General features: G+C 67.5%; 21 protein-coding genes. 13 read left to right on the top strand and 8 right to left on the bottom strand.

Features of this window, described 5'->3' with window-relative positions; all coding sequences use genetic code 11:
- Positions 1–458: 458 nt before the first annotated feature.
- The 5 genes from AC3FOF_RS14190 (at position 459) to AC3FOF_RS14170 (ending at position 5,220) form a co-directional block, all read left to right on the top strand.
- On the top strand, positions 459–1,271 hold the full coding sequence (locus tag AC3FOF_RS14190; protein WP_488726947.1) for a MetQ/NlpA family ABC transporter substrate-binding protein: 813 nt from the start codon (positions 459–461) through the stop codon (positions 1,269–1,271).
- An 86-nt stretch (positions 1,272–1,357) separates the two neighbouring features.
- Positions 1,358–2,230, top strand: a complete 873-nt coding sequence (locus AC3FOF_RS14185) for a methionine ABC transporter ATP-binding protein (RefSeq protein WP_488726982.1) — start codon at positions 1,358–1,360, stop codon at positions 2,228–2,230.
- Complete coding sequence (locus AC3FOF_RS14180) at positions 2,223–2,867, top strand: methionine ABC transporter permease (protein ID WP_276264412.1); 645 nt, start codon at positions 2,223–2,225, stop codon at positions 2,865–2,867. Before AC3FOF_RS14185 ends, AC3FOF_RS14180 begins: the two co-directional genes overlap by 8 nt.
- 527 nt (positions 2,868–3,394) lie before the next feature.
- Entirely contained in the window at positions 3,395–4,360 is a 966-nt protein-coding gene (locus AC3FOF_RS14175; protein WP_017229883.1) for a tripartite tricarboxylate transporter substrate binding protein, read from the top strand.
- Positions 4,361–4,515: 155 nt separating this feature from the next.
- A complete protein-coding gene (locus AC3FOF_RS14170; protein ID WP_035816217.1) occupies positions 4,516–5,220 on the top strand; it encodes a YceH family protein in 705 nt (234 codons plus the stop codon).
- A gap of 268 nt (positions 5,221–5,488) precedes the next feature.
- Here the strand turns inward: AC3FOF_RS14170 and AC3FOF_RS14165 are convergent, their stop codons facing one another.
- From AC3FOF_RS14165 to AC3FOF_RS14150, 4 genes are all read right to left on the bottom strand, one after another.
- Positions 5,489–5,926, bottom strand: coding sequence for a hypothetical protein (locus AC3FOF_RS14165; protein ID WP_017229885.1), 438 nt, complete (start codon positions 5,924–5,926; stop codon positions 5,489–5,491).
- Complete coding sequence (locus AC3FOF_RS14160) at positions 5,926–6,483, bottom strand: nucleotidyltransferase domain-containing protein (RefSeq protein WP_488726946.1); 558 nt, start codon at positions 6,481–6,483, stop codon at positions 5,926–5,928. The genes AC3FOF_RS14165 and AC3FOF_RS14160 overlap by 1 nt, the downstream gene beginning before the upstream one ends.
- Before the next feature lie 254 nt (positions 6,484–6,737).
- Entirely contained in the window at positions 6,738–7,793 is a 1,056-nt protein-coding gene (locus AC3FOF_RS14155) for an alkene reductase (protein WP_488726945.1), read from the bottom strand.
- A 99-nt stretch (positions 7,794–7,892) separates the two neighbouring features.
- Complete coding sequence (locus AC3FOF_RS14150; protein WP_035816221.1) at positions 7,893–8,189, bottom strand: ArsR/SmtB family transcription factor; 297 nt, start codon at positions 8,187–8,189, stop codon at positions 7,893–7,895.
- Positions 8,190–8,492: 303 nt separating this feature from the next.
- Between AC3FOF_RS14150 and AC3FOF_RS14145 the strand changes: the two genes are divergently transcribed.
- The 5 genes from AC3FOF_RS14145 (at position 8,493) to AC3FOF_RS14125 (ending at position 13,814) form a co-directional block, all read left to right on the top strand.
- A complete protein-coding gene (locus tag AC3FOF_RS14145) occupies positions 8,493–9,752 on the top strand; it encodes an MFS transporter (protein WP_488726944.1) in 1,260 nt (419 codons plus the stop codon).
- Positions 9,753–9,954: 202 nt separating this feature from the next.
- Entirely contained in the window at positions 9,955–11,532 is a 1,578-nt protein-coding gene (locus AC3FOF_RS14140) for a DUF1800 domain-containing protein (RefSeq protein ID WP_488726943.1), read from the top strand.
- A 61-nt stretch (positions 11,533–11,593) separates the two neighbouring features.
- Positions 11,594–12,949, top strand: coding sequence for a DUF1501 domain-containing protein (locus AC3FOF_RS14135; protein WP_488726942.1), 1,356 nt, complete (start codon positions 11,594–11,596; stop codon positions 12,947–12,949).
- 191 nt (positions 12,950–13,140) lie between these two features.
- Complete coding sequence (locus AC3FOF_RS14130; protein ID WP_017229850.1) at positions 13,141–13,422, top strand: type II toxin-antitoxin system Phd/YefM family antitoxin; 282 nt, start codon at positions 13,141–13,143, stop codon at positions 13,420–13,422.
- The gene (locus AC3FOF_RS14125; RefSeq protein ID WP_488726941.1) at positions 13,419–13,814 is read left to right on the top strand and encodes a type II toxin-antitoxin system VapC family toxin; all 396 of its coding nucleotides are present in this window, start codon (positions 13,419–13,421) and stop codon (positions 13,812–13,814) included. The genes AC3FOF_RS14130 and AC3FOF_RS14125 overlap by 4 nt, the downstream gene beginning before the upstream one ends.
- Before the next feature lie 42 nt (positions 13,815–13,856).
- Here the strand turns inward: AC3FOF_RS14125 and AC3FOF_RS14120 are convergent, their stop codons facing one another.
- A complete protein-coding gene (locus AC3FOF_RS14120) occupies positions 13,857–14,441 on the bottom strand; it encodes a gamma carbonic anhydrase family protein (RefSeq protein WP_017229848.1) in 585 nt (194 codons plus the stop codon).
- A gap of 299 nt (positions 14,442–14,740) precedes the next feature.
- Here AC3FOF_RS14120 and AC3FOF_RS14115 point away from each other — a divergent pair, with 299 nt between their 5' ends.
- The 3 genes from AC3FOF_RS14115 to AC3FOF_RS14105 all read left to right on the top strand — a co-directional run bounded on the left by AC3FOF_RS14115 (position 14,741) and on the right by AC3FOF_RS14105 (position 19,649).
- Positions 14,741–17,563, top strand: coding sequence for an EAL domain-containing protein (locus AC3FOF_RS14115; protein ID WP_488726940.1), 2,823 nt, complete (start codon positions 14,741–14,743; stop codon positions 17,561–17,563).
- A gap of 190 nt (positions 17,564–17,753) precedes the next feature.
- Positions 17,754–18,473, top strand: a complete 720-nt coding sequence (locus AC3FOF_RS14110; protein ID WP_488726939.1) for a class I SAM-dependent methyltransferase — start codon at positions 17,754–17,756, stop codon at positions 18,471–18,473.
- Positions 18,474–18,839: 366 nt separating this feature from the next.
- Positions 18,840–19,649, top strand: coding sequence for a hypothetical protein (locus AC3FOF_RS14105; protein ID WP_017229844.1), 810 nt, complete (start codon positions 18,840–18,842; stop codon positions 19,647–19,649).
- A gap of 29 nt (positions 19,650–19,678) precedes the next feature.
- Here AC3FOF_RS14105 and AC3FOF_RS14100 read toward each other — a convergent pair whose 3' ends face one another.
- The 3 genes from AC3FOF_RS14100 to AC3FOF_RS14090 are packed head-to-tail and all read right to left on the bottom strand — an operon-like array spanning position 19,679 to position 25,681.
- Positions 19,679–21,184, bottom strand: a complete 1,506-nt coding sequence (locus AC3FOF_RS14100) for an efflux transporter outer membrane subunit (protein ID WP_488726938.1) — start codon at positions 21,182–21,184, stop codon at positions 19,679–19,681.
- Between the two features lie 7 nt (positions 21,185–21,191).
- Positions 21,192–22,457 (bottom strand): efflux RND transporter periplasmic adaptor subunit, encoded by a 1,266-nt coding sequence (locus tag AC3FOF_RS14095; RefSeq protein ID WP_488726937.1) that lies wholly within the window; start codon positions 22,455–22,457, stop codon positions 21,192–21,194.
- On the bottom strand, positions 22,454–25,681 hold the full coding sequence (locus AC3FOF_RS14090; RefSeq protein WP_488726936.1) for an efflux RND transporter permease subunit: 3,228 nt from the start codon (positions 25,679–25,681) through the stop codon (positions 22,454–22,456). The genes AC3FOF_RS14095 and AC3FOF_RS14090 overlap by 4 nt, the downstream gene beginning before the upstream one ends.
- Positions 25,682–25,707 lie beyond the last annotated feature (26 nt).

The following is a 25,707-nucleotide window of genomic DNA, read 5'->3' as shown; positions in this document are numbered from 1 at the left end:
TATCAGTGAGCTTGAACGGCATGGCACCGGCGCTGGTTCGTGGAGAGGCGCATCCGGCAGCTATCTTACCGGGTTTATCCGGCGGCACAGGCAGACTTTGATCGGAATGTCAAAACGAACGCACACGGTATCCGTACCACCTGGCGCAGCGGCAGCGGCAGGGCGGCCTGGCGTGGCGAAAGGAATGGCTTGCGCGTACGAAAAAACCGCCACTCTACGCAGCGTGCCTGCCATGCGGAACGAATGAATCGGCGCATGGATATGCGCGCGGCGTTGTGTGTCCCATGGCAGGTTGCCTCGCGTGCCGATGCTCAGCGGACGTTCGCCGCCTGGCAGGTTTTCCGGATTTGCTATTGCGGATTTATTACTGGACCGCGCCCTTGCCGCCTACCTAGACTGGCTTCCCTGGCACTCCGCCATTTCCATCATCGCCAGTCCAGACTCAAGGTGAACGGCTTATGAACCTGCGCGCAATTCTCTCCACGCTCCTGGCCGCCACGGCGGCGCTGGCCATGGGCGCCGCCCCGGCACTGGCCGCCGACAAGGCCATCAAGGTAGGCGTGCGCGGCGGCGTGGACGAGGAAATCTGGGAGGTGGTGACCCAGGTCGCCAAGAAGCAGGGCCTCCATGTGCAGCCCATCGTCATCACCGGCACCGCCAGCCCGAACGAGGCGCTGAACAATGGCGATCTCGATGCCAACGCCTTCCAGCACATTCCCTTCCTGCGCGACCAGGTCAAGCAGCGCGGCTACAAGATCGTGCCGGTGGCGGATACGCTGATCTCGCCGATCGCCTTCTACTCGCGCAAGTACAAGTCGCTGGAGTCGCTGCCGCAGGGCGCACGCATCGGCATTCCCAACGACCCGAGCAACCAGACCCGTGCGCTGGTGATCCTGCGCGATCACGGCCTGATCAAGCTGCGCGACGGCTTCGATCCCTACACCGGCACGGCCACGCTGGCCGACGTGACCGCCAACCCGAAGAAGCTGGACCTGGTGGAAAGCGCCTCGGTGGTGCTGGCGCGTTCGCTGCCGGACGTGGATGCGGCGGCCGTGGTCAATACCTTTGCCTACCAGGCCGGGCTGATCGCCACGCGCGACGGCATCGCGGTGGAGAAGAAGGAGCACAACCCCTATGTGAATGTCATCGCCGTGCGTGAGCGCGACAAGGGCGCGCCGTGGGTGGCGCCGCTGGTCAAGGCCTATCACTCGGACGAGGTGCGCAAGTTCATCCTGACCAAGTACCAGGGCTCGGTGATTCCTGCGTTCTGATCGCCCACGCCGCCCACGCCGCCCACGCCGCCCACGCCGCCCACGCCGCCCGCGCCGCCCGCGCTATTCCCGCTACTTCCAGAAGGATCCCGATCGTGTCACAGGTGCTCCCGCTGCAGTCCAGTCCGCCGCATATCGTCTTCGAACATCTCGGCAAGCACTATGCCGGCGCCCAGGCCGCGGCACTGGAAGATGTCTCCTTTAGCGTGGCGCGCGGCGAGATTTTCGGCATCATCGGCCGTAGCGGCGCGGGCAAGTCCACGCTGCTGCGTACCATCAATATGCTGGAGCGTCCGAGCACCGGGCAGGTGCGCGTGGATAACGTGGCGGTGGGCGGGCTGGATGAAGACGGCCTGGTGGTGCTGCGGCGGCGGATCGGCATGATCTTCCAGCATTTCAATCTGCTCTCGGCAAAGACCGTGTTCGAGAACGTGGCCTTGCCGTTGCGCGTGGCGGGCCTGCCGCGCACGGAGATTGCGCCGCGCGTGACGGCGCTGCTGGCGCTGGTGGGGCTGGCGGACAAGGCGCAGGTCTATCCGGCCACGCTCTCGGGCGGGCAGAAGCAGCGCGTGGGCATTGCCCGCGCGCTGGTGCACCGGCCGGAGATCCTGCTGTGCGACGAGGCCACCTCGGCGCTGGATCCGGAGACCACCGAATCGATCCTGGCCTTGCTGCGCGATATCAACCGCCAGCTGGGCCTGACCGTGGTGCTGATCACGCACGATATGGCGGTGATCCGCCAGGCCTGCGACCGCGTGCTGGTGCTCGATCAGGGCCATGTGGCGGAGCTGGGCACCGTGCGGCAGGTGTTCGCCGAGCCGCGCGCCGCGGCCACGCTGGCGCTGCTGCGTCCGCTGCGGCTCGGGATGCCGGCCCCGGCCGGCGCGAATTCCAATGCGGCGCATGCCAGTGCGCGCGCCGGCCATTCCGAGGTACGCGGCTATGCTGCCCATGGTTGACAAATACCTGCGCGCGCTGGGCGAGACCCTGCTGATGGTCAGCAGCGCATGCCTGGTCGTCTTCGCGGCGGGCATGGCGCTGGCCATCGTGCTGACGCTGAGCGCGCCGGGGGGCTTGCGGCCCCGGCCACGGCTGTATCGTGCGCTGTCGGCGCTGGTCAATACCTTCCGCTCGATCCCGTTCATCATCCTGCTGGTGGCGATGCTGCCGGTGACGCGGCTGATCGTCGGCACCACCATGGGCACCTGGGCGGCGGTGGTGCCGCTGAGCGTGCACCTGATCCCCTTCTTTGCGCGCATCGCCCAGGTGAGCCTGAACGAGATCGATCCGGGCTTGATCGAGGCGGCGCGTGCCATGGGCTGCCGGCGCTGGCATATCGTGCGCCATGTGCTGCTGCCGGAGGCCCTGCCCGGCATCGTCGGCGGCGCAACGGTCAGCGTGATCGCCATGATCGGCTCGTCGGCCATGGCCGGCGCGGTCGGGGCGGGCGGCCTGGGCGACCTTGCCATCCGCTACGGCTACGAGCGCTACGAGACCGCGGTGATGTTCAACGTGATCGCAATCCTGGTGGCGCTGGTCACGCTGGTGCAGTTCGGCGGCGAACGGCTGGCGCGGCGGTTCGATCATAAACGGTGAATGAAAGGGCTCGGCCCCGTCAGCGCACGCTCGACGCGCCCTGCCCAGACAGCACCCGCTTCGACACTTCGTCGACCATCGGCGCGGTGTTGAACGTCGGTGCCAGCGCGCCGGCGCGTTCGGTCCGCCCATCCTTCATGCGCGGCCACGCGAAGCCCGGGCGGCCACTGCATGCCAGTGGATCATAGGATCGCCTCCTTTGTCCTGCCGCGGAAGGCGGCCGCGCGTTCAATGCACTTGAGCGATTCCGACGATGGCGCCGTATCAGGCGCCACGACCGCGCGCGCGTGATGAAGCGGCGCTTTCCCGATGTCCCTGGCGTGGACGGCCGTGGTGATGGCCGGGATGCCCGGCGTGCGCCTCCGAGCGGGTGCAGGTCCGGGGCCGGGGGCGCCGTGGTTCAGTCCGCCGGCGGCAGGCGCGGGGCAGGCATCCCGTAGAATCCATCCCTGCGTGGCCCGCCCACTGCGCGGCGCGCAACACAGCGCACAAGCACAACACCAATAACTACAAAGCAGGAGAGCCCCTTGAAGACGCCCTTTGCCCTGATCGCCACCGCCGCCGCATTGACGCTGGCGGGCACGCTTGCCCACGCCGCCTATCCTGAACGTCCCATCAAGCTGATCGTGCCGTTCCCGCCCGGACAGGCCACCGACATTTTCGCGCGCGCGCTGGCCGAGCGCCTGGGCAAGCAGCTGGGCCAGCCGATCGTGGTCGACAACCGCGCCGGCGCCGGCAGCAACCTCGGCATGGAAATCGCCGCGCATGCCGCGCCCGACGGCTACACCCTGGTGATGGCCGGCAGCGCCATGGCGATCAACCAGACGCTGTACAGGAAGCTTGCCTACAACCCGCGCCAGGATTTCCAGCCGATCTCCGGCGTGTTCTCGGTACCGCTGGTGTTCCTCGCCACGCCGGGCTCGGGCATCGTCTCGCTGCGCGACCTGATCGCCAAGGCCAAGGCGGCACCCGGCAAGTTCAGCTACGCCAGCGCCGGCGTGGGCGGAACCCAGCATTTGTCGGCCGAGATGCTCAAGGCGCAGGCCGGTATCTTCATGGTCCATATTCCCTACAAGGGCAGCGGTCCGGCGCAGTCGGATTTCCTCGGCAACCAGATCCCGCTGATGGTGGATTCGGTGACTGCCGCGCTGCCCCTGATCCACTCGAAGAAGGCCGTGCCGCTGGCGGTGACGGTGGCGAAGCGCACCCCGCAGCTACCGTCGGTGCCGACCGTGCGCGAGGAAGGCGTGCCAGGTTTCGAAGCGCTTGGCTGGGCCATCCTGATGGCGCCCAAGGGCCTGCCGCCCGCGCTCGTGAGCCAGCTCAATGCGGAAACGGTGAAGGCCCTGCAGTCGCCCGAACTGCAGAAGTTCATCACCGAGCGCGGCTCGGAGCCGATGCCGATGAGCCCGGAAGACACCGGCAGGTTCGTCGACAGCGAGATCCGCAAATGGGGCGCGGTGGTGAAGCGCTCGGGCGCGCAGGCGGACTAGGCGAGCGGCACGCGCGGCCGGGGCGTTTGCCGCAGTAGCCGCTTGCGTGGCTTCGGCAACGGCCATGCGGCTATCATATGCCTCCCAACCAGAACGTACCTGACGGCAGCACCGGTCAGGTTCGAATGCAGGTAGCTTCACGTAGCGATGCCATTATGAATTCCACTCCCGAGACTCTCCCGCACCATCCGGTCCGTTCCCTGACACAGCTCGAAGGGCGCGTGCTGGCTGTGCTGGTCGAGAAGCAGCACACGGTGCCCGACACCTACCCCCTGTCGCTCAATGCGCTGACGGCGGGCTGCAACCAGAAGACCGCGCGCGCTCCGGTGATGAACGTCAGCGAGGACGAGGTGCTCACGGCCATCGATGGCCTGAAGCGGCTCAGCCTGGTGTTCGAAGGCAGCAGCAGCCGCGTGCCGCGCTTCGAGCAGAACATGAAGCGCGTGCTCGGCGTGCCGAGCCAGTCGATCGCCTTGCTTACCATGCTGCTGCTGCGGGGCCCGCAGACGGCTGCCGAGCTGCGCCTGAACACCGCCCGCCTGCACGCGTTCGCCGACATTTCGTCCGTCGAGGTCTTCCTCGAAGAACTTGCCGCCAGCGAGCCGCCGCATGTGGTCAAACTGCCGCGCGCGCCCGGCGGCCGCGAAAACCGCTGGATGCACCTGCTGTGCGGCGAGGTCAGCGCGGAGGAAGCGGCGGTGCGCAGCGGCGGCGCCGAGGTGGACGCTATCTCCCCATCCGAATTCGAGGCAATGAAGGCGGAGCAAAAGGAGCTGGCCGAGAAGGTGATCCGGCTGCAGGCGGTGCTGGAGCACATGGCCGGAGAACTGGGGATCTCCCTCGACAGGTTTGCCCTCTAGGTTCCGCTTCGCAAGCCCGGTCCGCTTCAGGCCGGGCGCATGGGCTCCGGCGCCCGTCAATGGCGCCGGGCTCCCTCCTCCTGCCGCACGTCGCGCCGCGCGCCCTGCAGCGTTTGCCTCAGGCCGGCGCTATCCAGAGGAATGCAATAAGCCGGCATGGCGCGTTCGAAGCGCCATGCCTTACGGCGAAAACCCAGCCATGCGACAGGGGTTAGCGAAGGATTCCTTACGCTGTCTCACAGCGAAAACTATTCTGCAACATAGGGCCTCACGGCGTACCGGTCAGTGTATGCGCAACGGGCAGGTACTTGGCCAAGATGCTCAGCATGGTGGCGGCCTCAGCCTTCGACACCGGGGGAAACGGTGAAACGTAAGAGGTACCGTTGCGACGCTCGTGGGCCTTCGTGATGAAGGCAAATTCTTGGGAGTCAACGCCCAGCGAGGTGGACACACGCTGGATGGCTAGGTTACGGCCGGCATCTTTGGTGCGTACCTCATAGAACTCCAGTACGGCCTGGACCACCTGGAAATAGCCTTCGTAGGCCAAGGTAAATACCTGCAGATGTCGACCTGGGCCTAGCTCCTCGGCGGTGGCCTTATAGTCCGCTGCGTTACGCAGGAAGCCCGCGATAGCTCCAGGCGTTGGGGCGACCGCCTCAAAGGCTTTCGTCTTGATAAGGTTTTCGTATTCAGCTGCGCGCGGCATCACAGTATCCTCAGCGTAGGACCTTGTGCAATCTGGGCCACGATAGGGTCAGACTCGACCAGAGCAGCCCATTCAGCCGGCTCGTACAATGAGAAGTTGACGGGGCGCAGCAGAGCTTGTTCGGCCTCGTGCAAGGCCTCCGATAGCTCGAGGAGAGGGGTGCTCCCGACGACAATCAGGTCAATGTCGCTCTGGCCACTGTCGGTGCCCTTGGCCACCGAGCCAAATACGAACGCTGAGGCGATGTGGTCGGTAAAAGGCGCGAGGGCTTCTTTCAGCGGCTCCACAACGGCAAATGACTTGCGCGCGATACTGAGCAGTTCTGGATAGAGGGTGAATTCGGTATTCGCCCGGATGCTTCGTTGCCGGCCTCGTCGGGCGTCTTCCCGAAGTACGCCGGCCGCGACCAGGCGGTCCACCTGCTTTTGAGCGCTTCCGCGCCCACTGTCCGCCAGACGCAGCAGTTCCTGTAGCGTAAAACTGCGGTCAGGCTGCAGCAGTGTGGCTCCAAGCACTCGTTGCAAGCCCGGTGTGAAGAGAAAGTCGGCAAGACTCATGGTGAATCCTCTATAGAGGGATGATCATCCTCATTATAGGGATTTCTTTGTGAGTCCTCAATAGAGGGATGGATATCCCTATTTTAGGGATTAATCAAGGCAGTCACCGGAAGGTTGCCGGGAAGCAACCGGACTGGCCCTAGGGGGCAACTCCGTCATAATGCCACCCCGGCACAGGAAAACGCCCCGCGCGAGGCGGGGCGTTCGACCGTTGAACCAGCCGCACGCAGTCTCGCGCGGGCCGGTAACCTGGCTCAGGCGAGCGCCGGATAGTCGGTATAGCCTTCGGCGCCGGCATGGTAGTAGGTTTCCGGCTGCGGCGCGTTCAGCGGCGCGTCGATCTGCAGACGGCGCGGCAGGTCCGGGTTGGCGATGAACAACTGGCCGAACGCCACCGCATCGGCGTCGCCGGCTTCGAGTACGTGCCCGGCCGTGGCCTTGGTCATCTTCTCGTTGGCGATATAGACGCCGCCAAATGCCTTCTTCAGTTCAGGGCCGAGACGGTTGTCGCCCAGCGCTTCGCGCGAGCAGATAAAGGCGATGCCGCGCTTGCCGAGCTCGCGCGCCACGTAGCCGAAGGTGGCGGCGGGGTTGGCGTCGCCCATGTCGTGCGCATCGCCGCGCGGCGCCAGGTGCACGCCCACGCGCGATGCGCCCCACACGGCGATGCAGGCGTCGGTCACTTCCAGCAGCAGGCGCGCGCGGTTCTCGATCGGGCCGCCGTAGGCGTCGGTACGCTGGTTGGTGCTGTCCTGCAGGAACTGGTCGAGCAGATAGCCGTTGGCGCCGTGCACTTCCACGCCGTCGAAACCGGCGGCCTTGGCGTTTTCCGCGCCGTGGCGGTAGGCGGCGACGATGCCGGGGATTTCGTCGGTTTCAAGCGCGCGCGGCGTGGCGTACGGGCGCTTGGGACGCACCAGGCTCACCGTGCCGGCGGGCGCGATGGCGCTCGGCGCCACCGGTAGTTCGCCGTCGAGGAAGACCGGATCGGAAATACGGCCCACATGCCACAGCTGCAGGAAGATGCGGCCGCCGGCGGCATGCACCGCATCGGTGACCACCTTCCAGCCGGCCACTTGCTCGTCCGACCAGATCCCCGGGGTGTCGGCGTAGCCCACGCCTTGCGGGGTGACGGCGGTGGCTTCGCTGAGAATCAGGCCCGCCGAAGCGCGCTGCACGTAGTACTCGGCCATCAGGGCGTTGGGCACGCGGCCGCCGCCCACGGCACGCGAGCGGGTCAGGGGCGCCATGATGACGCGGTTGGGAAGTTCGAGGTCGCCGATACGGATCGGATCAAAGAGAGTAGGCATGGGTATGGGTCTGGATATCGAGGAAAGTGGAGCACCAGGGGTGCGGAAATCGGGCGCTCGCGCGCCGCTTGTCTTGCGCAGCGCGGGGCGCCGCCGGGCTTACAGATCGCAGTGCATGTAATCGAGGAAAGCCTGGATGGTCTCTTCGTTGCGCTTGAAAAAAATCCATTGGCCGACCCGCTTGGACGTCACCAGCCCGGCGCGCTGCAGCGTGGCCAGATGGGCCGATACGGTGGATTGCGACAAACCGGTGCGTGCGTCGATCAAGCCAGCGCAGACGCCGAGTTCGAGCGGGTAGTCCTGCATGGCGAAGTTCTCCTGCGGCGATTTCAGCCAGGCCAGGATATTGCGCCGCACCGGGTTTGCCAGCGCTTTGTGGATGGCGTCGATGTCGATCGGGGGGGCTTCGGGGTTGGCTTCGGGGTTCACTTCTGCTCAGGGAGGGGATCGTTGTTTCGTGGGCTGGCGAAACAAATATCTGCTTCTCACAAAATTAATATCGCCACTATACGATATACCTCCCGACCTTGCCGGTGCGCCGAAAGCGCCACTGATTAGCCATTCCCGCGGCAAGGTCTTGGCCAACGGCTTTTCGGTCTTTCGCCCGGATCGACCGGCATGCCCCCACTATGGTTGCTTTAAAAAACCATGACGGTTAGACTCCATCCGGTTTTTTTACGAAACCAAATGGAGCATGTCATGGCTTTCAATCCAGGAGGCGCGGCCACCGGCGCCATCGCGCCGTCCCCGGCCGCCGAACCCGGCGCGGCGGCGCCTTCGATGCCATCGTCGCTGGTCTGGCTGTTCGCGCTGGCGTGCGGGCTTAGCGTGGCCAATGTGTATTACGCGCAGCCTTTGCTCGACGCCATGGCCCATGAGTTCGGCTTCGGCTACGGCGCGGTGGGGATCGTGGTCACCGCCACGCAGGCCGGCTGCGCGCTGGCGCTGTTGCTGCTGGTGCCGGTGGGAGACCTGTTCGACCGGCGCCGGCTGATCCTGCTGCAGTTGCTGCTGCTGGCCATGGCGCTGGGCCTGGTGGCGCTGGCATCCACGCGGGTTGCCTTGCTGGCCGGCATGCTCACCCTGGGCCTGCTGGGTACTGCCATGACGCAGGGGCTGATCGCCTTCGCCGCCACGCTGGCGGCGCCCGCCGAACGCGGCCGCGTGGTGGGGGCGGCGCAGGGCGGGGTGGTGATCGGGCTGCTGATGGCGCGCGCCATGGCGGGCGTGCTGGCCGACCTGGCCGGCTGGCGCGCGGTGTACGTGGTCTCCGGCGTGCTGGCCCTGCTGATGATCGCGCTGCTGGCGCGCTGCCTGCCGCGCCAGGCCAGCGCGCCGCTGCGGATAAGCTATGCGCGCCTGCTGGGCTCGATGTTCACGCTGCTGGCGAGCGAACGCACGCTGCAGATCCGCGGCGTGCTCGCCATGCTGATGTTCGCCGCGTTCAGCGTGTTCTGGACCGCCCTGGTGCTGCCGCTGAGCGCGCCGCCGTATTCGATGTCGCATACGGCCATCGGCGCCTTCGGGCTGGTGGGGGCGGCCGGCGCGCTGGCGGCGACGCATGCCGGGCGCCTGGCCGACCGCGGCCTTGGCCAGTGGACCACCGGCGTGGCGCTGATACTGTTGCTGGCCTGCTGGTTGCCGCTGGGCTTCGCCGGGCAATCGCTGTGGCTGCTGGTCGCCGGCGTGATCGTGCTGGACCTGGCGGGGCAGGCCATCCATGTCACCAACCAGAGCCTGGTGTTTCGCGTGCGGCCGGAAGCCCATAGCCGGCTGGTGGGCTGCTATATGCTGTTCTACGCGCTGGGTAGCGGTGCCGGGTCGATTGCTTCCACCCACGCCTATGCACTGGCCGGCTGGTCTGGCGTGTGCGTGCTCGGCGCCGCCATCAGTGCCGCCGCGCTGGCGTTCTGGGTCTTGACCCTGCGTGCCATGCCGCGGGTTTGCGCGGCGGCATGAAGGGGGCGTGCGCCCGGCGCGCCGCACCCGGTCTTGTCAAGCTCGAACCGTTCCCTCACTTGGGGGCAATCCGCCTGGGCACCTTTCCCTTCCTTGTCGATCGTGACCTGTTGATACATTCACTTACCGCGATCCACGTCAACCAAAACCGGCCCGATCGCGTAAGAGCGGTGTCACCGTACGCGTTCGAGGCAGGCTAGCCATGACTTTCGGCTTTACACGTCTGATGTCGGCATTGGTTTCAGGCTCGGTTGCCTGCCTGCTGGGCGCGTGCGCGCTGGGCGGCGACGCGCAGACCGGCGGCGCGCCCGGGGCGGCCTTGAGGCCGGCGGACCTGCACTGGCTGAACAGCGTCACCTTCGGGGCCAACCAGGCTTCGATCGATCACTTGCGCAAGGTGGGCCGCGAACGCTTCCTCGACGAGCAGCTCAAGGCACCGGCTACCGATACCGGCGAGCTTGCCGCCGCCATCGGCGCGCTGAGCATTTCCCGGCAAAGCGCCGAACAGAGGCTGCTCGCCGTGCGCGCCGAGCAGCAGCGCATCAATACCCTGACCGACCCTGACGAAAAACAGAAGGCAAGCCAGGCGCTGGGCCGCACCGGCAACGACGTGCTGATCGATACCAGCCGCCGTCACCTGCTGCGCGCGCTGTACTCGCCGGCGCAACTGCGCGAGCAGATGACCTGGTTCTGGATGAACCACTTCAGCGTGCATTCGGGCAAGGGCACGGTGCGCTGGGTGCTGGCCGACTACGAGGACAAGGCGGTGCGCGCGCACGCGCTTGGCAGGTTCCGCGACCTGCTGATGGCCACCGTGACCTCGCCGGCCATGCTCGACTATCTCGACAATGCGCAAAGCGCTGTCAACCGCATCAATGAGAATTACGCACGCGAGCTGATGGAGCTGCATACGCTGGGCGTATCGGGCGGCCCCAGCGGCTCGCGCTATACGCAACAGGACGTGCAGGAGCTGGCCCGCATCCTGACCGGGCTCGGCGTCAGCGCCGGCGGCCAGCCGCCCAAGCTGCCGCCGCAAAAGCAGGCTCTGTACCGTGCCAACGGCCTGTTCGAGTTCAACCCGAACCGGCACGATTTCGGTCCCAAGGTCTTCCTTGGCCGCCGCATCGAACCCACGGGCTTCCACGAGGTGGAGCAGGCGGTCGACCTACTCAGCCGCGACCCCGCCACCGCGCGCTTCATCTCCTACAAGCTGGCCGCATATTTCGTTGCCGATACGCCGCCGCCTGCACTGGTCGACCGCATGGCCGGCACCTTTGCGCACAGCGACGGCGATATTGCGGCAGTGCTGCGCACCATGTTCCTGTCGCCGGAGATGAACGCCACGGAGGCCTCGGGCACGCGCAAGTTCAAGGACCCGATGCGGTTCGTGGTGTCGTCGCTGCGGCTGGCCTATGACGGGCGCACGGTGGCCAACCTGCGCCCTGCCATCAACTGGCTCAACCAGCTCGGCGAACCGCTCTACGGCCGTATCACGCCCGATGGCTACCCGGCCGCGGAGAGCGCCTGGGCCAGCTCGGGGCAGATGGTCAAGCGGTTCGAGATCGCCCGCACGATCGGCTCGGGGCAGGCCGGCCTGTTCACCGGCGACGATGGCAAGCCCGCGGCCCAGGCTGGCTTTCCGCTGCTGAGCAATCGTGTCTTCTTCGACAGCATCGAACCCATGCTCGGGCCCGCCACGCGGCATGCCATGGCGCAAGCCACTTCGCAGGCGGAGTGGAACACCATCCTGCTGTCTTCGCCGGACTGGATGCAGGATTGAAAGCGCAAAGCGCAAAGCGCAAAGCGCAAAGCGCAAAGCGCAAAGCGGAAAGGAGCACACCATGCAACGACGTGAATGGCTCAAGCGCGCCGGGCTGGCCGGACTGGCCACGCTGGCTCCGGGCATTGTCTCGCGCGCCTATGCGCTGCCCCAGCAGGCCGATGCGCGTTTCCTGCTGGTGTTCCTGCGCGGCGGCTACGACGCCACCAATGTGCTGGTGCCGGCGGGCAGCGATTTCTACTATGCATCCCGCCCCACCATCGCCATTGCCAGGCCGGTGGCGGCGGGCGCGCCGGCCGATCCGCGCGCGGCGCTGTCGCTCGGCTCGGCCTTCGGCGGCGCTGCGCCCAGGGGTATCGATAGCTGGGCACTGCATCCCGCGCTCAAGGACAGCCTGCTGCCGCTGTGGCAAAAGCAGCAGATCGCCTTCGTGCCCTTTGCCGGTACCGACGATCTGTCGCGCAGCCACTTCGAGACGCAGGACGGCGTCGAGGCTGGCTTGCCGCTGGCCGGGAGCGGGAAGGGCAGCGGCCATGCCGACGCATCGCTGCGCGGCAGCGGCTTTCTCAACCGCCTCGCCCAGTCCATGGGCGGCCGCGCCGCGCCGGTGGCCTTCACCGATGGCCTGCCGCTGGTACTGAGCGGGGGGCTCACCGTGCCCAATGTCTCGCTCAAAGGCACCGGGCGCACGCCCTTCGACGAACGCCAGACCCGCGTGCTGGCGCAGATGTATCACGGCACGCGTTTCGAGTCGCTGATCGACGAAGGCTTCGAACTGCGCCAGACCGTGGCGCAGGAAGCCGAGGCCATGCAGCGCCGCAACGCCATGCTGGCGGCTGCCGCCTCGCAGCCTGGCGCCGAGCCCGAGATGGCCGGCCGCATGCAGGAGATGCAGGCGGCCAACCGCCGCGCGCTCAGCGCCAAGGGTTTCGAGGTGGAAGCGCGGCGCATGGCGGGCCTGATGCGCGATCGCTTCAACCTTGGCTTTATCGACGTGGGCGGCTGGGACACGCACGTGAACCAGGGCGGCGCGCAGGGGCAGCTGGCCAACCTGCTGGACAACCTCGGCAGCGGCGTGGCCGGATTTGCCGAGGAAATGGGGCCGGTGTGGAGCAAGACCACGGTGGTGGTGGTCTCGGAGTTTGGCCGCACCTTCCGCGAGAACGGCACGCGCGGCACCGATCACGGCCACGGCACCGTGTACTGGGTAGCGGGTGGCGCGGTGCGCGGCGGGCGCATCGCCGGCGAGCAGGTGGCGGTGGAGCAGCGCACGCTGAACCAGAACCGCGACTGGCCGGTGCTCAACGAATACCGCGCGATGCTGGGCGGCATGTTCAAGCGCCTGTATGGGCTGGACGATGCGCGCCTGGCCCATGTGTTCCCCGATACCCGGGCGGTGGATATCGGGCTGGTCTGAGCGGGACTGCGTCAGTTCGTTGCCGCCCCTGGCGCTGGGGTGCACCAGGGCGCCGCCCGGCATCCACCGAGACGTTTCGGTGGATGCCTCGGGGGTGTTGTCAGCGCTCGTGTGGGAAGGCGTGCTTGTTGGCGCAGATGGGGAATGCTATCCTTAGCTAATTGATTAGCTAGATTCATGCGGAGCCTGTCATGCTGATCGTGAATATGCACGATGCCAAATCTGGCCTCTCCAGGCTGGTAGAGGCTATCGAGAAGGGCGAGGAGAAAGAGGTGGTGATCGCCCGTAACGGTAAGCCAGCAGCCAAACTTGTGCCCATCCTGCCGCCGGAGAAGGACGTCTCGCGCCGTATCGGTGCCGGCAAGGCCGTGCTGGCCAACTGGCAGTCGTTCAGCCTCGAGCAATTCAATTCGGCAGACGAAGAGATTGCCCGGTTGTTCGGCATTGGCGCATCCGAGGACACGCCAGGATGAGACTCCTGCTCGACACGCACATCGCGCTGTGGGCTTGTTTCGACGACGAGAGGCTTTCCCCGCTCGCCCGTGAGTTGATTGAAACCCCCTCGAACGAGATCTGGGTCAGTGCTGTCAGCCTTTGGGAGATTGCGATCAAGAGCTCGCTCGGCAAACTCCCTGCGGCCATTACAGCCGCACAGGCTGGCGCTGTCTTCCGCCTCTCTGGCTATCAGATATTGTCAGTGGAGGCCCGGCACGCCCTTTTGGTCGAGACGCTGCCAACATTCGCAAACCATAAGGATCCATTCGACCGCATGCTTATCGCACAGGTCATGGGGGAGGCGATGGTATTGCTCACAGAGGACAGGCTGCTTCCGCAATATGGACCGACTTACGTCATTAGTGCATAGGGAGGGCGACTGCCGCAACGGCAGGACCGCGCCGCGCGCGGTTCAGCCTTCAAGCCTCTCAAGTTCGGCCTGTAGCTTCGCCATCTCCCGCATCACCTCTTCAGGGAATCCGGGCGCATCCCACGCCCGGTAATTCTGCCGCGCATAGGCCAGCGCATTCTTGTAGTAAAGAAACGCATTCAGCCGGTTGCGCACATAATTGTTGTGCGTACGCGTGACCTTGCCCGGGCTGCCCATCACGATGGAGTTGGGCGGGATCACGGTGCCTTCCTTGAGGAAGGCATGACCCGCAACGATGCAGTTATCGCCGATCACGCAGCCGTCCATGATGGTGGCATTGATGCCGATCAGGCAGTTGTCGCCGATCGTGCAGCCGTGGATGGTGCAGTGGTGGGTGATGGAGCAATGGCTGCCGATGATTGTCGGCGTGCGTTCGCCCACGTGCAGCATGACGAAATCCTGGATATTCGTGTATGCGCCGATCACGATTTCCTTGTTTTCGGCACGCGCCGCCACATTGATCCAGATCGACGCGTTTTCGTGCACGGTGACCTTGCCATAGAGGTACGCTGATTCGTGCACGTAGGCGCTTGGGTGCACGCTGACATCCGGTCCGATCACAGCCATGCCTTGTCTCCTTGGGTTTGTTTTTGGCATCAGCCGATTGTACGCGGCGATTGCCCGTCCCAGGATGCCGCCCGCCTGCCGGGGGAGCCCTCGGGCACGCTCGCGCGGCGCGATGCGAAAGCCCGCGTCGATCGCACGCCGGCCTGGCCGGGCGTCCGCAGGGGCGCCATCCCCATCATTTAACTCGTCTGAGTTAGAGACAACCGGTATTCCCCGTCGGACAATGGGGAGGTCATGCCGCCGACGTGCTGCGGCACTTCACCGACAGTGCCGGCGTGACGGCCGGCGCGGGAGTCCCCATGGGGCAGGCTCGCGGATCCCTGCCGGCTGGTGAGCACGTACTGCGCATCATCTGGCCGTTCGTTCCGGTTGTGCTGGCGCTGGCGCTGATCAGTGTAGCCAGCGTGGACCTGCTGTCCGCCGCGCGTGCCTTCGTGGCAGGCGAGAGCATGTGGACCAAGGGTCAGAAGAGCGCCGTGATGCACCTGCTGCGGTACGGCGAAAGCGGGCAGGAAGCCGATTTCCAGGCGTATCTCGCCGCCATCGCCCTGCCGCTCGGCGATCGCCAGGCCCGGCTCGAACTGGAGCGCGGCCAGCCGGATTACGAGCGCGCGCGCGCCGGGCTGATCGCCGGCGGCAACCATCCCGACGACATCCCCGGCATGATCCGGCTATACCGCAATTTCCGCCATGTCGCGGAAATCGACCAGGCCATCTCGGTCTGGGCGACGGCGGATATCGAGATCCAGTCGCTGGACCAACAGGCGCTCGCGCTGCGCGGCCTGCTGGCCACACCCGGCTGCGATGCCGATTGCCTGGCCCCGGTGCTGCGCAGGATCGAGACCCTCGACGCTCGGCTGACCCCGCTGGAGGCGGCATTCTCTTATGCCCTGGGCAAGGCTTCGCGCCGCGTCAGCGGGCTGCTGGTGGTGGGCACCGTCGGCGCCGCTGTCTTGCTGATGCTGGTTGCCATCCTGCTGTCGCAACGGATGCTGCGCCAGGAGCGCAGGTTGAAGGAGGCGCTGGCGCACAGCGAGGAGCGTCTCCAGCTCGCCGTGGGCGGCAGCAACGACGGCCTGTGGGACTGGCACCTGCAGCACGGCGAGCTCTATTTCTCACCGCGCTGCGCCGAGATGCTGGGCTATGGCGCCGATGAACTGAGGCAGGCGCGCGAAACCGTGATCGGGCTGCTGCATCCGTCCGAGGTCCTGGCGCACGAGGAAAGGCTCCTGCTCCATCTGCGCAACGGCCTGCCCTACGATGCCGAATTCCGGATGCGCACCAAGGCCGGCGGCTATCTCTGGGTACGCGCGCGTGGCCGCATCGTGCGCGATGCGCAGGGCCGTGCCGCGCGCATGGCGGGGTCATTGACCAACATTGCCGAGCAGAAGCTGTCCGAGGCCCAGCTGTTTGCCGAGAAGGAACGTGCGCAGGTGACCCTGCAGGCGATCGGCGACGCCGTCATCACCACGGATGTATGGGGGCGGATCGAGTCCCTTAACCCGGCGGCGGAGTTGCTGACCGGCTGGCGCGGAGTGGAAGCGAAGGGACTGCCGATGCGGGAGGTATGTCCGCTGCACGACGAAGGCACGCGCGCGCCGGTGCCCGACCTGGTGACGCTGGCGTTGCAGCAGAGCTGGCCGGACCAGGCCGTCCTGCTGCTGGCGCGGCGCGGTGCCCGGCCGGTGGCGGTCAAGCCGTCGGTGGCGCTGATCCGCGATGGTGCCGGCCACGCGATCGGCGCCGTGCTGGTGCTGCACGACGTTAGCCGGGAGCGCGAGCATGCGGCGCAACTGGCCTACGAAGCGAGCCACGATGCGCTGACCGGGCTGGTCAACCGCGCCGAGTTCGAGCGGCGCGTCGCCGCGGCAATCGTGCAGGCGCAGACGGCAGGGTGCGCGCATACGCTGATGTACCTCGACCTGGACCAGTTCAAGGTAGTCAACGATACCTGCGGCCACGCCGCCGGCGACGAACTGATCCGGCAGATGGCCGAGGTCATGCGCCAGCAGTTGCGCAAGGGCGATACGCTGGCGCGCCTGGGCGGCGATGAATTCGGCGTGCTGCTCGAGCAATGCGCGGGCGCCGGCGGCGAGCGCGTTGCCGAGGCGCTGCGCCACGCCATCGCGAGCTTCCGCTTTGCGCATCGCCAGCGCACGTTCACGCTGGGCGTCAGCATCGGCATGATCCGGCTGGATGGCGGCAGCGGCGCGGTGGCCGAGGCGCTCAGCGCCGCCGATGCCGCGTGCTATATGGCCAAGGAGGGCGGGCGCAACCGCGTGCAGGTCTATCATCCGCAGGACAGCGTGGTGCGCATGCGCCACAGCGAGATGGAGTGGGTCAGCCGCGTGCACGCTGCGCTCGCGGCCGGGCGTTTTTGCCTCTATGCGCAGGACATCATGCCGCTGCAGCCGGGGCCGTCATGCGGGCGGCATATCGAACTGCTGCTCCGGCTGGTGGATGAGGACGGCCGCATGGTACCGCCGATGGCCTTCGTGCCGGCCTGCGAGCGCTATAACCTGATGCCCATGATCGACCGCTGGGTGGTGGAGGCGGCCTTTGCCGAGCTGGCGCGCAGGCATGCCGGCTGTCCTGGCGAGATTGGCGTGTGCGCCATCAATCTGTCGGGCGCATCGCTGGCCGACGACAGCTTTCCGGCCTTTGTGCGTGCGCAGGCCGAGCGGCATGCCATTGCGCTCGACGGCATCTGCTTTGAAATCACCGAGACTGCCGCGATCGGCAACCTGGCGCAAGCGGCGGCCTTTATCCGGCAACTGCAGGGCATGGGCTGCGCCTTCGCGCTCGATGACTTTGGCGCGGGCATGGCCTCCTTCACCTATCTCAAGCACTTGCCGGCAACCTACCTGAAGATCGATGGCAGCTTTGTCAGGGAGATGCTGGGCGATCCCGTCAACCTGGTCATGGTGGAGGCGATCCAGCGCATCGGGCAGGCGATGGGCAAGCAGACCATTGCCGAGTTCGTCGAGAGCGAGGCGATGCTGCAGCGCCTGCGCGAGCTTGGCGTGGATTTCGCGCAGGGATATTTCATCGGCCAGCCGGTGCCTTTCGCCAGCGGCAGCGGGGTGTCGGAAGACAGCGGCCGGCTTGCCCATGCCGAGTGAGCGCCGCCGCGAACCGGTCCTGCACCGGCTGGTGCTGGTACATCTCATACCAGCATAAATCCTCATCTTGTACCTGTGGGGCCGTGCCTTTAGTCTCTGGTTCAGTCGTTAAAGACATGAATTCAACCATGACGCATGTCATGCGCGATCCCCGGTACAAGAGATGAAAGAGACGAGAGAGAGGAACCCGATGCACCCCACCGCAGCCGATGCCGCAAGCAAGTTCGATCCCAGCCGCGCAGGCGAATATGCACAGCAAAGCCGGATCGCGCTGGCCGGCTACGATGCCTGCCATGAACTGAGCGCCTGCATGCTGGCGGCCTCGCTGGGCGCCGGGCGCACGGCACAGGTGCTGGTGGCGGGCGCCGGCGGCACGGCGCAGGAGATCGTCTGCGCGGCCCGGCTGGAGCCGGCGTGGCGCTTCACCGCGGTAGACCCTTCGAGGCCGATGCTGGATCTCGCCATGGCACGCCTTGCCGAAGTTGGCCTGGCCTCGTGCACGCAAGCCGTGCAGGGCGTAGTCGAGGATCTCCCCGCCATGCCGCTGTACGATGCCGCCACCCTGATCGGCGTGCTGCATCACTTGCCCGGCGACGATGCCAAACTCGGCATCCTGAAAGCCATCGCCGCGCGCCTGAAGCCGGGCGCGCCGCTGATCCTGGCCGGCAACTACCGCGCCTATGCCTCGGAGCCCTTGCTGCTGGCCGCATGGGGTGAACGCTGGCGCATGCAGGGGGCCAGCGCCGACGAGGTCGAGGCCAAGCTCGGCAAGATCCTGCAAGGGGCCGATCCGCCAGCCTCGGAAGAGGCGGTGCACGCCCTGCTGGCCGAAGCCGGGTTTGCGGCGCCGCAGCGATTTTTCAGCAGCCTGTTCTGGGGTGCGTGGATGGCGCGCAAGCGCGGCGGCTGAGATCCGGGAGGAAGGCCGGCTGCCGTCGCTGCCGGTCAGCTTGCCTGGCTGGCGGGAAGCCTCGCTCCGGCTCGCGGTGCGGGTCGTCCGCATGCCGCTTGTCTGGGACCGGGCCAAGTGCTACCTTCGGTCGAAGCCGGCGCGCGTGCGCAAACTGGCAGGTCGGAAGCGGCTTCCGGCGTTCCGGGCCGGAAGCCGGAAGCCGGAAATCGGGACATCGGGAATTCGGGAATTCGGGAAATTTGCAGACCGGGAGACTGGCTGGGCGCCGCCCGCGGCCGGATTCAGGTTTCCAGCTTGGGATAAAACATGACGGCTAGTCTCTGCCGGGCGGTTCCGGTACCGGGCAGGCTTGGCGCCGCCCTCATGCTGCTCTGCGGCTTCGGCGGCAGCGCGTGGGCACAGCAGGCGCCGGCCAGTACCGCGCCGGAGAATCTGCCAGGCATGGTCTGCGACGCGCCATGGTTCAAGGCCGGCGCGCGGATTCAGCTGGAAGCGGATGGCGATATGCCGATGTCGACCACGATGACCTCCCGTTACCCGGTGGTCACGGAATCCGGTTGCAGCGCATGGCTGTCGATTCACTCGAAGTCGGCGCTGGCGGCCATGATGGGGCCTCCGGTCGTGATGGATCAGGTCCTTCGGATGCGCTTCGAAAAGGCCGGGGCCATCACGGGAAAGGTGCGCAGCCGGAATGCCACGATCAATGCCCAGGCACGCTATACGCGTCTTTTCGGCGAAGCCTCCTTCGAGGGAGTGGGCGTGCTGAGCTATGTGGGGCTGCCACTGCGGGAAGGCAGCGTGATCCCGGGGCAGACCATGACGGCCAGCATGGAACTCGAGATCCATAGCCTGGCCACGGATGAAATGGTCACGACCTTGCATGCGCCCTCGGCCTCGGTCGTGGTCGGCGAGCGCCGGGTCGGGCGCAGGCAAACCATAGAGACCGCCCTCGGGCCCCGCGAATGCTTTCCGATCACCTATGAAAAGCGAAGCTCGATCGGTCCCCTGATGATGGGCGATGAACTGATCCAGCCCGAGCCGGCGGTCATGAACATCACCGAGTGGTTCTGCCCGTCCGAGGGATACGTGCTGCGCACGGAAGTCCACCAGAAAGGGAAGGTCGAACGGATAGATACGACCGCCATCGGGCCGCTGGGGGAGGATGTGCAATGAGGCGCGCATCTTCCTGTACCGGTCATGGCTTACCGCCACGGTTCGCTCCCAATGGCGGTGTCCGCACTGCGTGAATCTTTCGGCTCCTCCCATCCCCCGCCCAGCGCCTTCACCAGCAGCACGCTTGCCACCAGCTGGCGCCGGTGTACCGCCTCGGCCGCGCGCTCGCTGGCCAGCGCCGCGCTCTCCAGCACGCTGACGTCGAGGTAGGCCACCGCGCCCTTGCGATAGCGGTCCAGCCCCAGCGCCAGGGCGCGTTCCGATGCCTCGCTGGCGGCCTGCTGGCTGGCCGCCTCCTGCTGCAGCGCGTGCAGCGCGGCGAAGTTGTCTTCCACTTCCTGAAAGGCGCGCAGCACGGTGCCGCGATAGTCGGCGGCGCTGGCGTCGAACTGGGCGCGGGCGCTGTCGGCTACCGCCTGGCGGCGCCCGCCGTCGAACAGCGTGGCGGCCAGCGCCGGGCCGATGGCCCAGAAGCGGCTCGGCGCGGTTAGCCAGCCGGCCAGGCTGGTGCTCTCCACGCCGCCGCTCACGGCCAGCAGCAGGCTTGGGAAGAACGCCGCGCGGGCCACCCCGATCTGCGCGTTGGCCGCGGCCACGCGGCGTTCGGCGGCGGCGATGTCGGGGCGGCGCTCCAGCAGTTGCGAGGGCAGCGCGGCCGGCATGGCCGGCAGCGCGGGCAGCACCGAGGTGTCGGCCAGCGGCGGCAGCGAGAAGCGCGCGGCCGGTTCGCCCACCAGCGTGGCGATGGCATGCTCCAGCTGCGCGCGGTTCAGGCGCAGGTCGGCGAGCTGCGCCTTGGTGTTTTCCAGCTGGGCCCGGGCCTGCGCCACGTCGCCTTCGGTGGCGATGCCGCCGCGGTAGCGGTTGCCCGCCAGTGCCAGCACCGTGCCGTAGGCTTCGACGGTGCGCCCGAGCAGGTCGAGTTCGCGGTCGGCCGAGCGCAGGCTGAAGTAGTCGGCGGCGAGTTCGGCCTGCAGGCCCAGCCGCACCGCGGCCACGTCGTCGGCGCTGGCCTGGGCGCGCGCCTCGGCCGCGTCCACGCCGTTGCCGATGCGGCCCCACAGGTCCGGCTCCCACGAGGCAGTGAGGCCCAGCAGGTGGTCCGGCTCGGTTTTGCCGGCCAGCGAGCGCCCCACCACATTGGCCGAGGTATGGCTGCTGCCGGTACTCAGCCCGGCGCCGACGGTGGGGAAGTACGCGGCATGCGCGGCCCGGGCCTGTGCGCGCGCGTCCTGCAGCAGGGCCACGGCCTTGCGCAGCGTCTGGCTGGAAACGTCGATGCGTTGTTCGAGGGTGTCGAGCCGGGCATCGGCATAGACGCGCCACCAGTCCGGCGCGATGCCCGCGGGGCCGCCCGGGTGAGCGGCGCTGGCGCCGGCTTCCTTGTATGCGGCGGGCGTGTCCACGGCGGGCGGCTGGTAGGGCGGCGCGGTGGCGCAGGCGGCCAGCCCCAGCAGGGCGGCGAGGGCGATGGCCACGCGCCCGGCCTTGCGGCGCGGGCCATGGCTCTGGCTGGCGGTGTCGGGAGTCTGCATGGCGGGCCTACTTTGCCTGGCCGAGTGCCGTTGCCTGCGGCGCGGCAGCGGGCGCGGCTTGCGCAACCGGCACAACCGGCGCAACCGGCACCACCCTGACGCTGTCGCCCGCCAGCAGGCCGTCGCCGGGATTGACCACCACCTGCTCGCCGCCGTGCAAGCCTTCGGTGATTTCCACATGCGAGCCGAAGTCGCGCCCGATCGTCACCGGCCGGATCGCCAGCTTGCCATCGGCGCCGACCACAGCCACGCACGTGCCCTGCGGCCGGAACATCAGGGTGTTGGCAGGCAGGTCCAGGCCGGGGCTGGCCTGCGGCGCGCTCAGGTGCGCCTCGGCATAGGCGCCCGGCAGGATGCGCCCGCCCGCGTTGGCCACGTCCAGCTCCACGCGCAGGCTGCGTGTGATGTTGTCGATGGCGCCGGCGTTGCGCGCCACGGTGGCGGCAAAGCGCTGGCCGGGAAACTGCGGCAGCGTGAGCCAGGCCTGCATCTGCGGCCCAACCATGCCGCTGGCGTCCTGCGGCACCTGCACGTACACGCGCAGGCGCTCGCCGGCGGAGAGGTGGAACAGCTCGCGCCCCGGCCCGCCGGCGCTGCCGGCATCGATCAGCGCGCCGGTGTCCACGTTGCGCGCGGTGACCACGCTGTCGAAGGGCGCGCGGATCTGCGTGTAGGAGGCGAGCTGGGCAAGCCGCGCCGTGTTGGAGCGGGCCGAGGCCAGCGTGGCGGCCTTGGCCTGCATGTCGGCAACTTTCTGATCGGTGTCCTGCTGCGCCACGGAGCGCGAATCGAGCAGGTCCTGCCAGCGCGCGGCAGTGCTTTTGGCGAGCGCGTAATTGGCGGCGGCGATGGCCTCGTCGGCACGGGCCTGGCGCAACTGGTCGCTGACCTCGGGCGCGTCGATCTCGGCCAGCAGCTGGCCCGCTTTCACCGGCGTGCCGATGTCGGCGTACCAGCGGCGCAGGTAGCCGTTCACGCGCGCATAGACCGGTGCATCCTGGAAGGCGCGCACGTCGGCCGGCAGGATCAGCTCGCGTATGGCCGCCGCATTGCCCGGCTGTACCGTTGCGACGGTGGTGACGGCCGCGTCGGCGCTGCGGCTGGCGAGCGCCGCATTGGCGTGCAGCCGGGGCACGATGCCGGCGGCGAGCAGAGCGCCGAGCAGGGCGAGCACCAGCAGGCTGGCGCGCAGGCGGCGCGCGGGCAAGGCAGGGGCGGCCACGGTGTCCGCCGTGGCGCCGGCCTGGGAAGCATTGGAAGCAGGGAGAGTCATGCCGGACCTTTCTGGTCGAGATGAAGAACGGGATGGGTTGCCGCTGCGGGTGCGCGGGCGGCAAGCCAGCGGTGCAGCAGGGCGAACAGGGTGGGTACCAGCACCAGCGTGGCCACGGTGCCGCAGGCCAGGCCGCCGATCACGGCGCGGCCGAGCGGCGCGTTCTGCGCGCCGGCATCGCCGGCGCCGAGCGCCATCGGGATCATGCCGATCAGCATGGCCAGCGCGGTCATCACCACCGGGCGGAAGCGCCCGATGCCGGCCTGCAGCGCCGCCGCGAAGGGCGCTACGCCGGCCGCGCGCAGCTCGCGCGCCAGGCTCACCACCAGGATGCTGTTGGCGGTCGCAATGCCGATGCACATGATGGCGCCGGTCAGCGCCGGCACGCTGACGGTGGTGCGGGTGACGAAGAGCATCCACGCCATGCCCGCCAGCGCGCCCGGCAAGCCGCCGATGATCGCCAGCGGGTCGAGCCAGGACTGGAAGTTCACCACCATCAGCAGGTAGACCAGCACCACCGCGATCGCCAGGCCGCCGAGCAGCCCGGTGAAGGAGGCGTGCATGGTCTGCACCTGGCCGCGCACCACCAGCTCCGAGCCGGGCGGCAGATCCTTGCGCGCGGCGTCGACGATGCGGCCGATGTCCCCGGCTACCGCGCCAAGATCGCGCCCGCGCACCGAGCCGAAGATGTCGAGCACCGGCTGCACGTTGTAGTGCGACACCACGCCTTGCTGGTTCGAACGCGCCACGCTGCCAAGCGAGCCGATCAGGTCGCCATCCGCGCGGGCGCCAGCAGCGTTGCCCGTGCCGGCACCGAGCCCGAGCGGGATATTCGACAGCGACTGCAGCGAACCCATCGCGTACTGCGGCACCGACACCATCAGCGGATAGCTCACCCCGTTGCGCGGGTTCAGCCAGAAGTTGGGCGAGGTCTGGCTGCTGCCGGAGAGCGAGATCAGCAGGTTCTGCGCTACCTCGCGTTGCGACAGCCCGGCCTGCAGCGCGCGGGTGCGGTCCACGTCCACCGTCAGCGCGGGCTGGTCGTCGGGTTGCTGGATATGCACGTCGGCCAGCCCGGGCACCGCGCGCAACTGTTCCAGCAGCTTTTGCGCCAGCGCGCGGTTCTCCGCCAGCTTGTCGCCGACCACCTGGATATCGATCGGCGCCGGCAGGCCGAAATTGAGGATCTGGCTGACGATGTCGGCGGGCAGGAAAGAAAAACTCACGCCGGGGAATGCCCTGGGCAGCAGGCTGCCGAGCTGGTCGACATAGTTCGCGGTGGGGCTGTGGCCGGGCTTCAGCGACACCAGGATCTCCGCATCGGCGGTGCCGATCGGCAGCGCGGAATCGTAGGTCAGGTTGATGCCGCTGACTGGCAGGCCGATGTTGTCGATGATGCCGGCCACATGGTCCGGGCCGATGGCGGCGCGGATGCGTTTTTCCACCTCGTCGGCGATACGCGCGGTTTCCTCGATACGGGTGCCGGTGCGCGCGCGCATGTGCAGGCGGATCTCGCCGCTGTCCACGGTGGGGAAGAAATCCTGGCCGAGGAAGGGCACCAGCGCCATCGAGGCCGCGCAGCAGGCCAGGAAGGCCGCCGCCATGCGCCGGGGATGGCGCAGCACGGTGGCCAGGGTGGCGGCGTAGCCCGCGCGCAGCGCCTCGAAACGCCGCTCGAAACGCGCCTGCAGGCGCGCGCAGGCGCGCCGCAGGCGGCCCGCGAGTGCGTCGCCGGCATGGCCATCCTCGCCGCGCAGCAAGTAATGCGCGAGCGTGGGAATCAGCGTGCGCGAGAAAAAGTACGAAGCCATCATGGCGAACACCACCGCCTCGGCCATCGGCACGAACAGGTAACGCGCCACGCCGGTGAGCAGGAACATCGGCAGGAACACGATGCAGATCGACAGCGTGGAAACCAGCGTAGGCACCGCGATCTGCGCCGAGCCCTCCAGGATGGCCTGCTCCAGCGGCTTGCCCAGCTCGCGGTGATGGGTGATGTTCTCGATCGCCACGGTGGCGTCGTCCACCAGCACGCCCACCGCCAGCGCCAGTCCGCCCAGCGTCATGATGTTCAGCGTCTCGCCGAGCGCGGAGAGCGCCATCAGCGCGGCCAGCACCGACAGCGGGATCGAGATGGCGATGATCAGCGTGGCACGCCAGCTGCCGAGGAACAGCAGGATCATCAGCGCGGTCAGGCAGGCGGCGATCAGCGCCTCATGCAGCACGCCGTGGATGGCCGAGGTGACGAAGACCGACTGGTCCGACACCGGCTGCACCCGCAGCGACGGCGGCAGGCCCGCCATGATGCGCGGCAGCATGGCCTTGACCTGATCGATGATGGACAGCGTGGAGGTATTGCCGCTTTTTTCGATTTCCAGCAGCGCGGCGCGCTTGCCGTCGCGGCGCACCACATTGGCCTGCGGCGCGTAGCCGTCGCGCACCTGGGCCACGTCGCGCACATAGACCGTGCCGCCGGGGCCGCTCTTGACGGGCAGGTCGTTGAGGCCGGCCACGGTGGCCGTGCTGCCGTTCAGGTCCACCCGGTACTCCAGCGCGCCGATCTTGGCCGTGCCGCCCGGCAGCACCAGGTTTTGCGCGTTGATGGCGTTGACCACATCCAGCGGCGCCAGGCCGCGCGCCTGCAGCGCGCGCGTATCGAGATCCACCATCACCTGGCGCACCTTGCCGCCATAGGGCAGCGGCACCGAGGCGCCTTGCACCGTGGCCAGCTGGGTGCGGATGAAGTTGTTGCCAAGGTCGTAGAGCTGCTGCTCGGGCAACCGGTCGCTGGCCAGCGCCAGCCGCAGGATCGGCACGGTGGAGGCGCTGTAGCTCAGGATCAGCGGCGGGGTGGTGCCGGGCGGCATATTGCGCAGCATCGACTGCGCGCCGGACGAGGTCTCGGCAATGGCCCGGTTGATGTCCGCGCCCGGGTGGAAGAAGATCTTGATCACCGCCACGCCGCTGAGCGACTGCGACTCGATATGCTCGATATCGTCCACGCTGTTGGTCAGCGAACGCTCGTAGCCGGTGACGATGCGGCGCGCCATGTCCTCGGCGGACAGGCCGTTGTAGGTCCAGACCACGCTCACCACCGGGATGTCGATGGACGGAAAGATATCGGTAGGCGTGCGCAGCAGCACCAGCGGACCCGCCAGCAACAGGCACAAGGCCAGCACCACGAAGGTGTAGGGGCGGCTCAGCGCGAGCCTGACGATCCACATCTGGTGTTCTCCCGGGTGATGGACGA

This window comes from Cupriavidus sp. 96C5-1, assembly GCF_057798855.1.
This window is presented reverse-complemented; position numbering and strand designations above follow the sequence as displayed.

What these genes read in the sequence shown, in the direction of transcription:
- AC3FOF_RS14140 (WP_488726943.1), top strand. Translation starts at nt 9,955, where the DNA reads ATGACTTTCGGCTTTACACGTCTGATGTCGGCATTGGTTTCAGGCTCG.
- AC3FOF_RS14170 (WP_035816217.1), top strand. Translation starts at nt 4,516, where the DNA reads ATGAATTCCACTCCCGAGACTCTCCCGCACCATCCGGTCCGTTCCCTG.
- AC3FOF_RS14165 (WP_017229885.1), bottom strand. Translation starts at nt 5,926, where the DNA reads ATGCCGCGCGCAGCTGAATACGAAAACCTTATCAAGACGAAAGCCTTT.
- AC3FOF_RS14115 (WP_488726940.1), top strand. Translation starts at nt 14,741, where the DNA reads ATGGGGCAGGCTCGCGGATCCCTGCCGGCTGGTGAGCACGTACTGCGC.
- AC3FOF_RS14095 (WP_488726937.1), bottom strand. Translation starts at nt 22,457, where the DNA reads ATGACTCTCCCTGCTTCCAATGCTTCCCAGGCCGGCGCCACGGCGGAC.
- AC3FOF_RS14155 (WP_488726945.1), bottom strand. Translation starts at nt 7,793, where the DNA reads ATGCCTACTCTCTTTGATCCGATCCGTATCGGCGACCTCGAACTTCCC.
- AC3FOF_RS14190 (WP_488726947.1), top strand. Translation starts at nt 459, where the DNA reads ATGAACCTGCGCGCAATTCTCTCCACGCTCCTGGCCGCCACGGCGGCG.
- AC3FOF_RS14135 (WP_488726942.1), top strand. Translation starts at nt 11,594, where the DNA reads ATGCAACGACGTGAATGGCTCAAGCGCGCCGGGCTGGCCGGACTGGCC.
- AC3FOF_RS14125 (WP_488726941.1), top strand. Translation starts at nt 13,419, where the DNA reads ATGAGACTCCTGCTCGACACGCACATCGCGCTGTGGGCTTGTTTCGAC.
- AC3FOF_RS14160 (WP_488726946.1), bottom strand. Translation starts at nt 6,483, where the DNA reads ATGAGTCTTGCCGACTTTCTCTTCACACCGGGCTTGCAACGAGTGCTT.
- AC3FOF_RS14180 (WP_276264412.1), top strand. Translation starts at nt 2,223, where the DNA reads ATGGTTGACAAATACCTGCGCGCGCTGGGCGAGACCCTGCTGATGGTC.
- AC3FOF_RS14110 (WP_488726939.1), top strand. Translation starts at nt 17,754, where the DNA reads ATGCACCCCACCGCAGCCGATGCCGCAAGCAAGTTCGATCCCAGCCGC.
- AC3FOF_RS14105 (WP_017229844.1), top strand. Translation starts at nt 18,840, where the DNA reads ATGCTGCTCTGCGGCTTCGGCGGCAGCGCGTGGGCACAGCAGGCGCCG.
- AC3FOF_RS14090 (WP_488726936.1), bottom strand. Translation starts at nt 25,681, where the DNA reads ATGTGGATCGTCAGGCTCGCGCTGAGCCGCCCCTACACCTTCGTGGTG.
- AC3FOF_RS14100 (WP_488726938.1), bottom strand. Translation starts at nt 21,184, where the DNA reads ATGCAGACTCCCGACACCGCCAGCCAGAGCCATGGCCCGCGCCGCAAG.
- AC3FOF_RS14145 (WP_488726944.1), top strand. Translation starts at nt 8,493, where the DNA reads ATGGCTTTCAATCCAGGAGGCGCGGCCACCGGCGCCATCGCGCCGTCC.
- AC3FOF_RS14130 (WP_017229850.1), top strand. Translation starts at nt 13,141, where the DNA reads ATGCTGATCGTGAATATGCACGATGCCAAATCTGGCCTCTCCAGGCTG.
- AC3FOF_RS14120 (WP_017229848.1), bottom strand. Translation starts at nt 14,441, where the DNA reads ATGGCTGTGATCGGACCGGATGTCAGCGTGCACCCAAGCGCCTACGTG.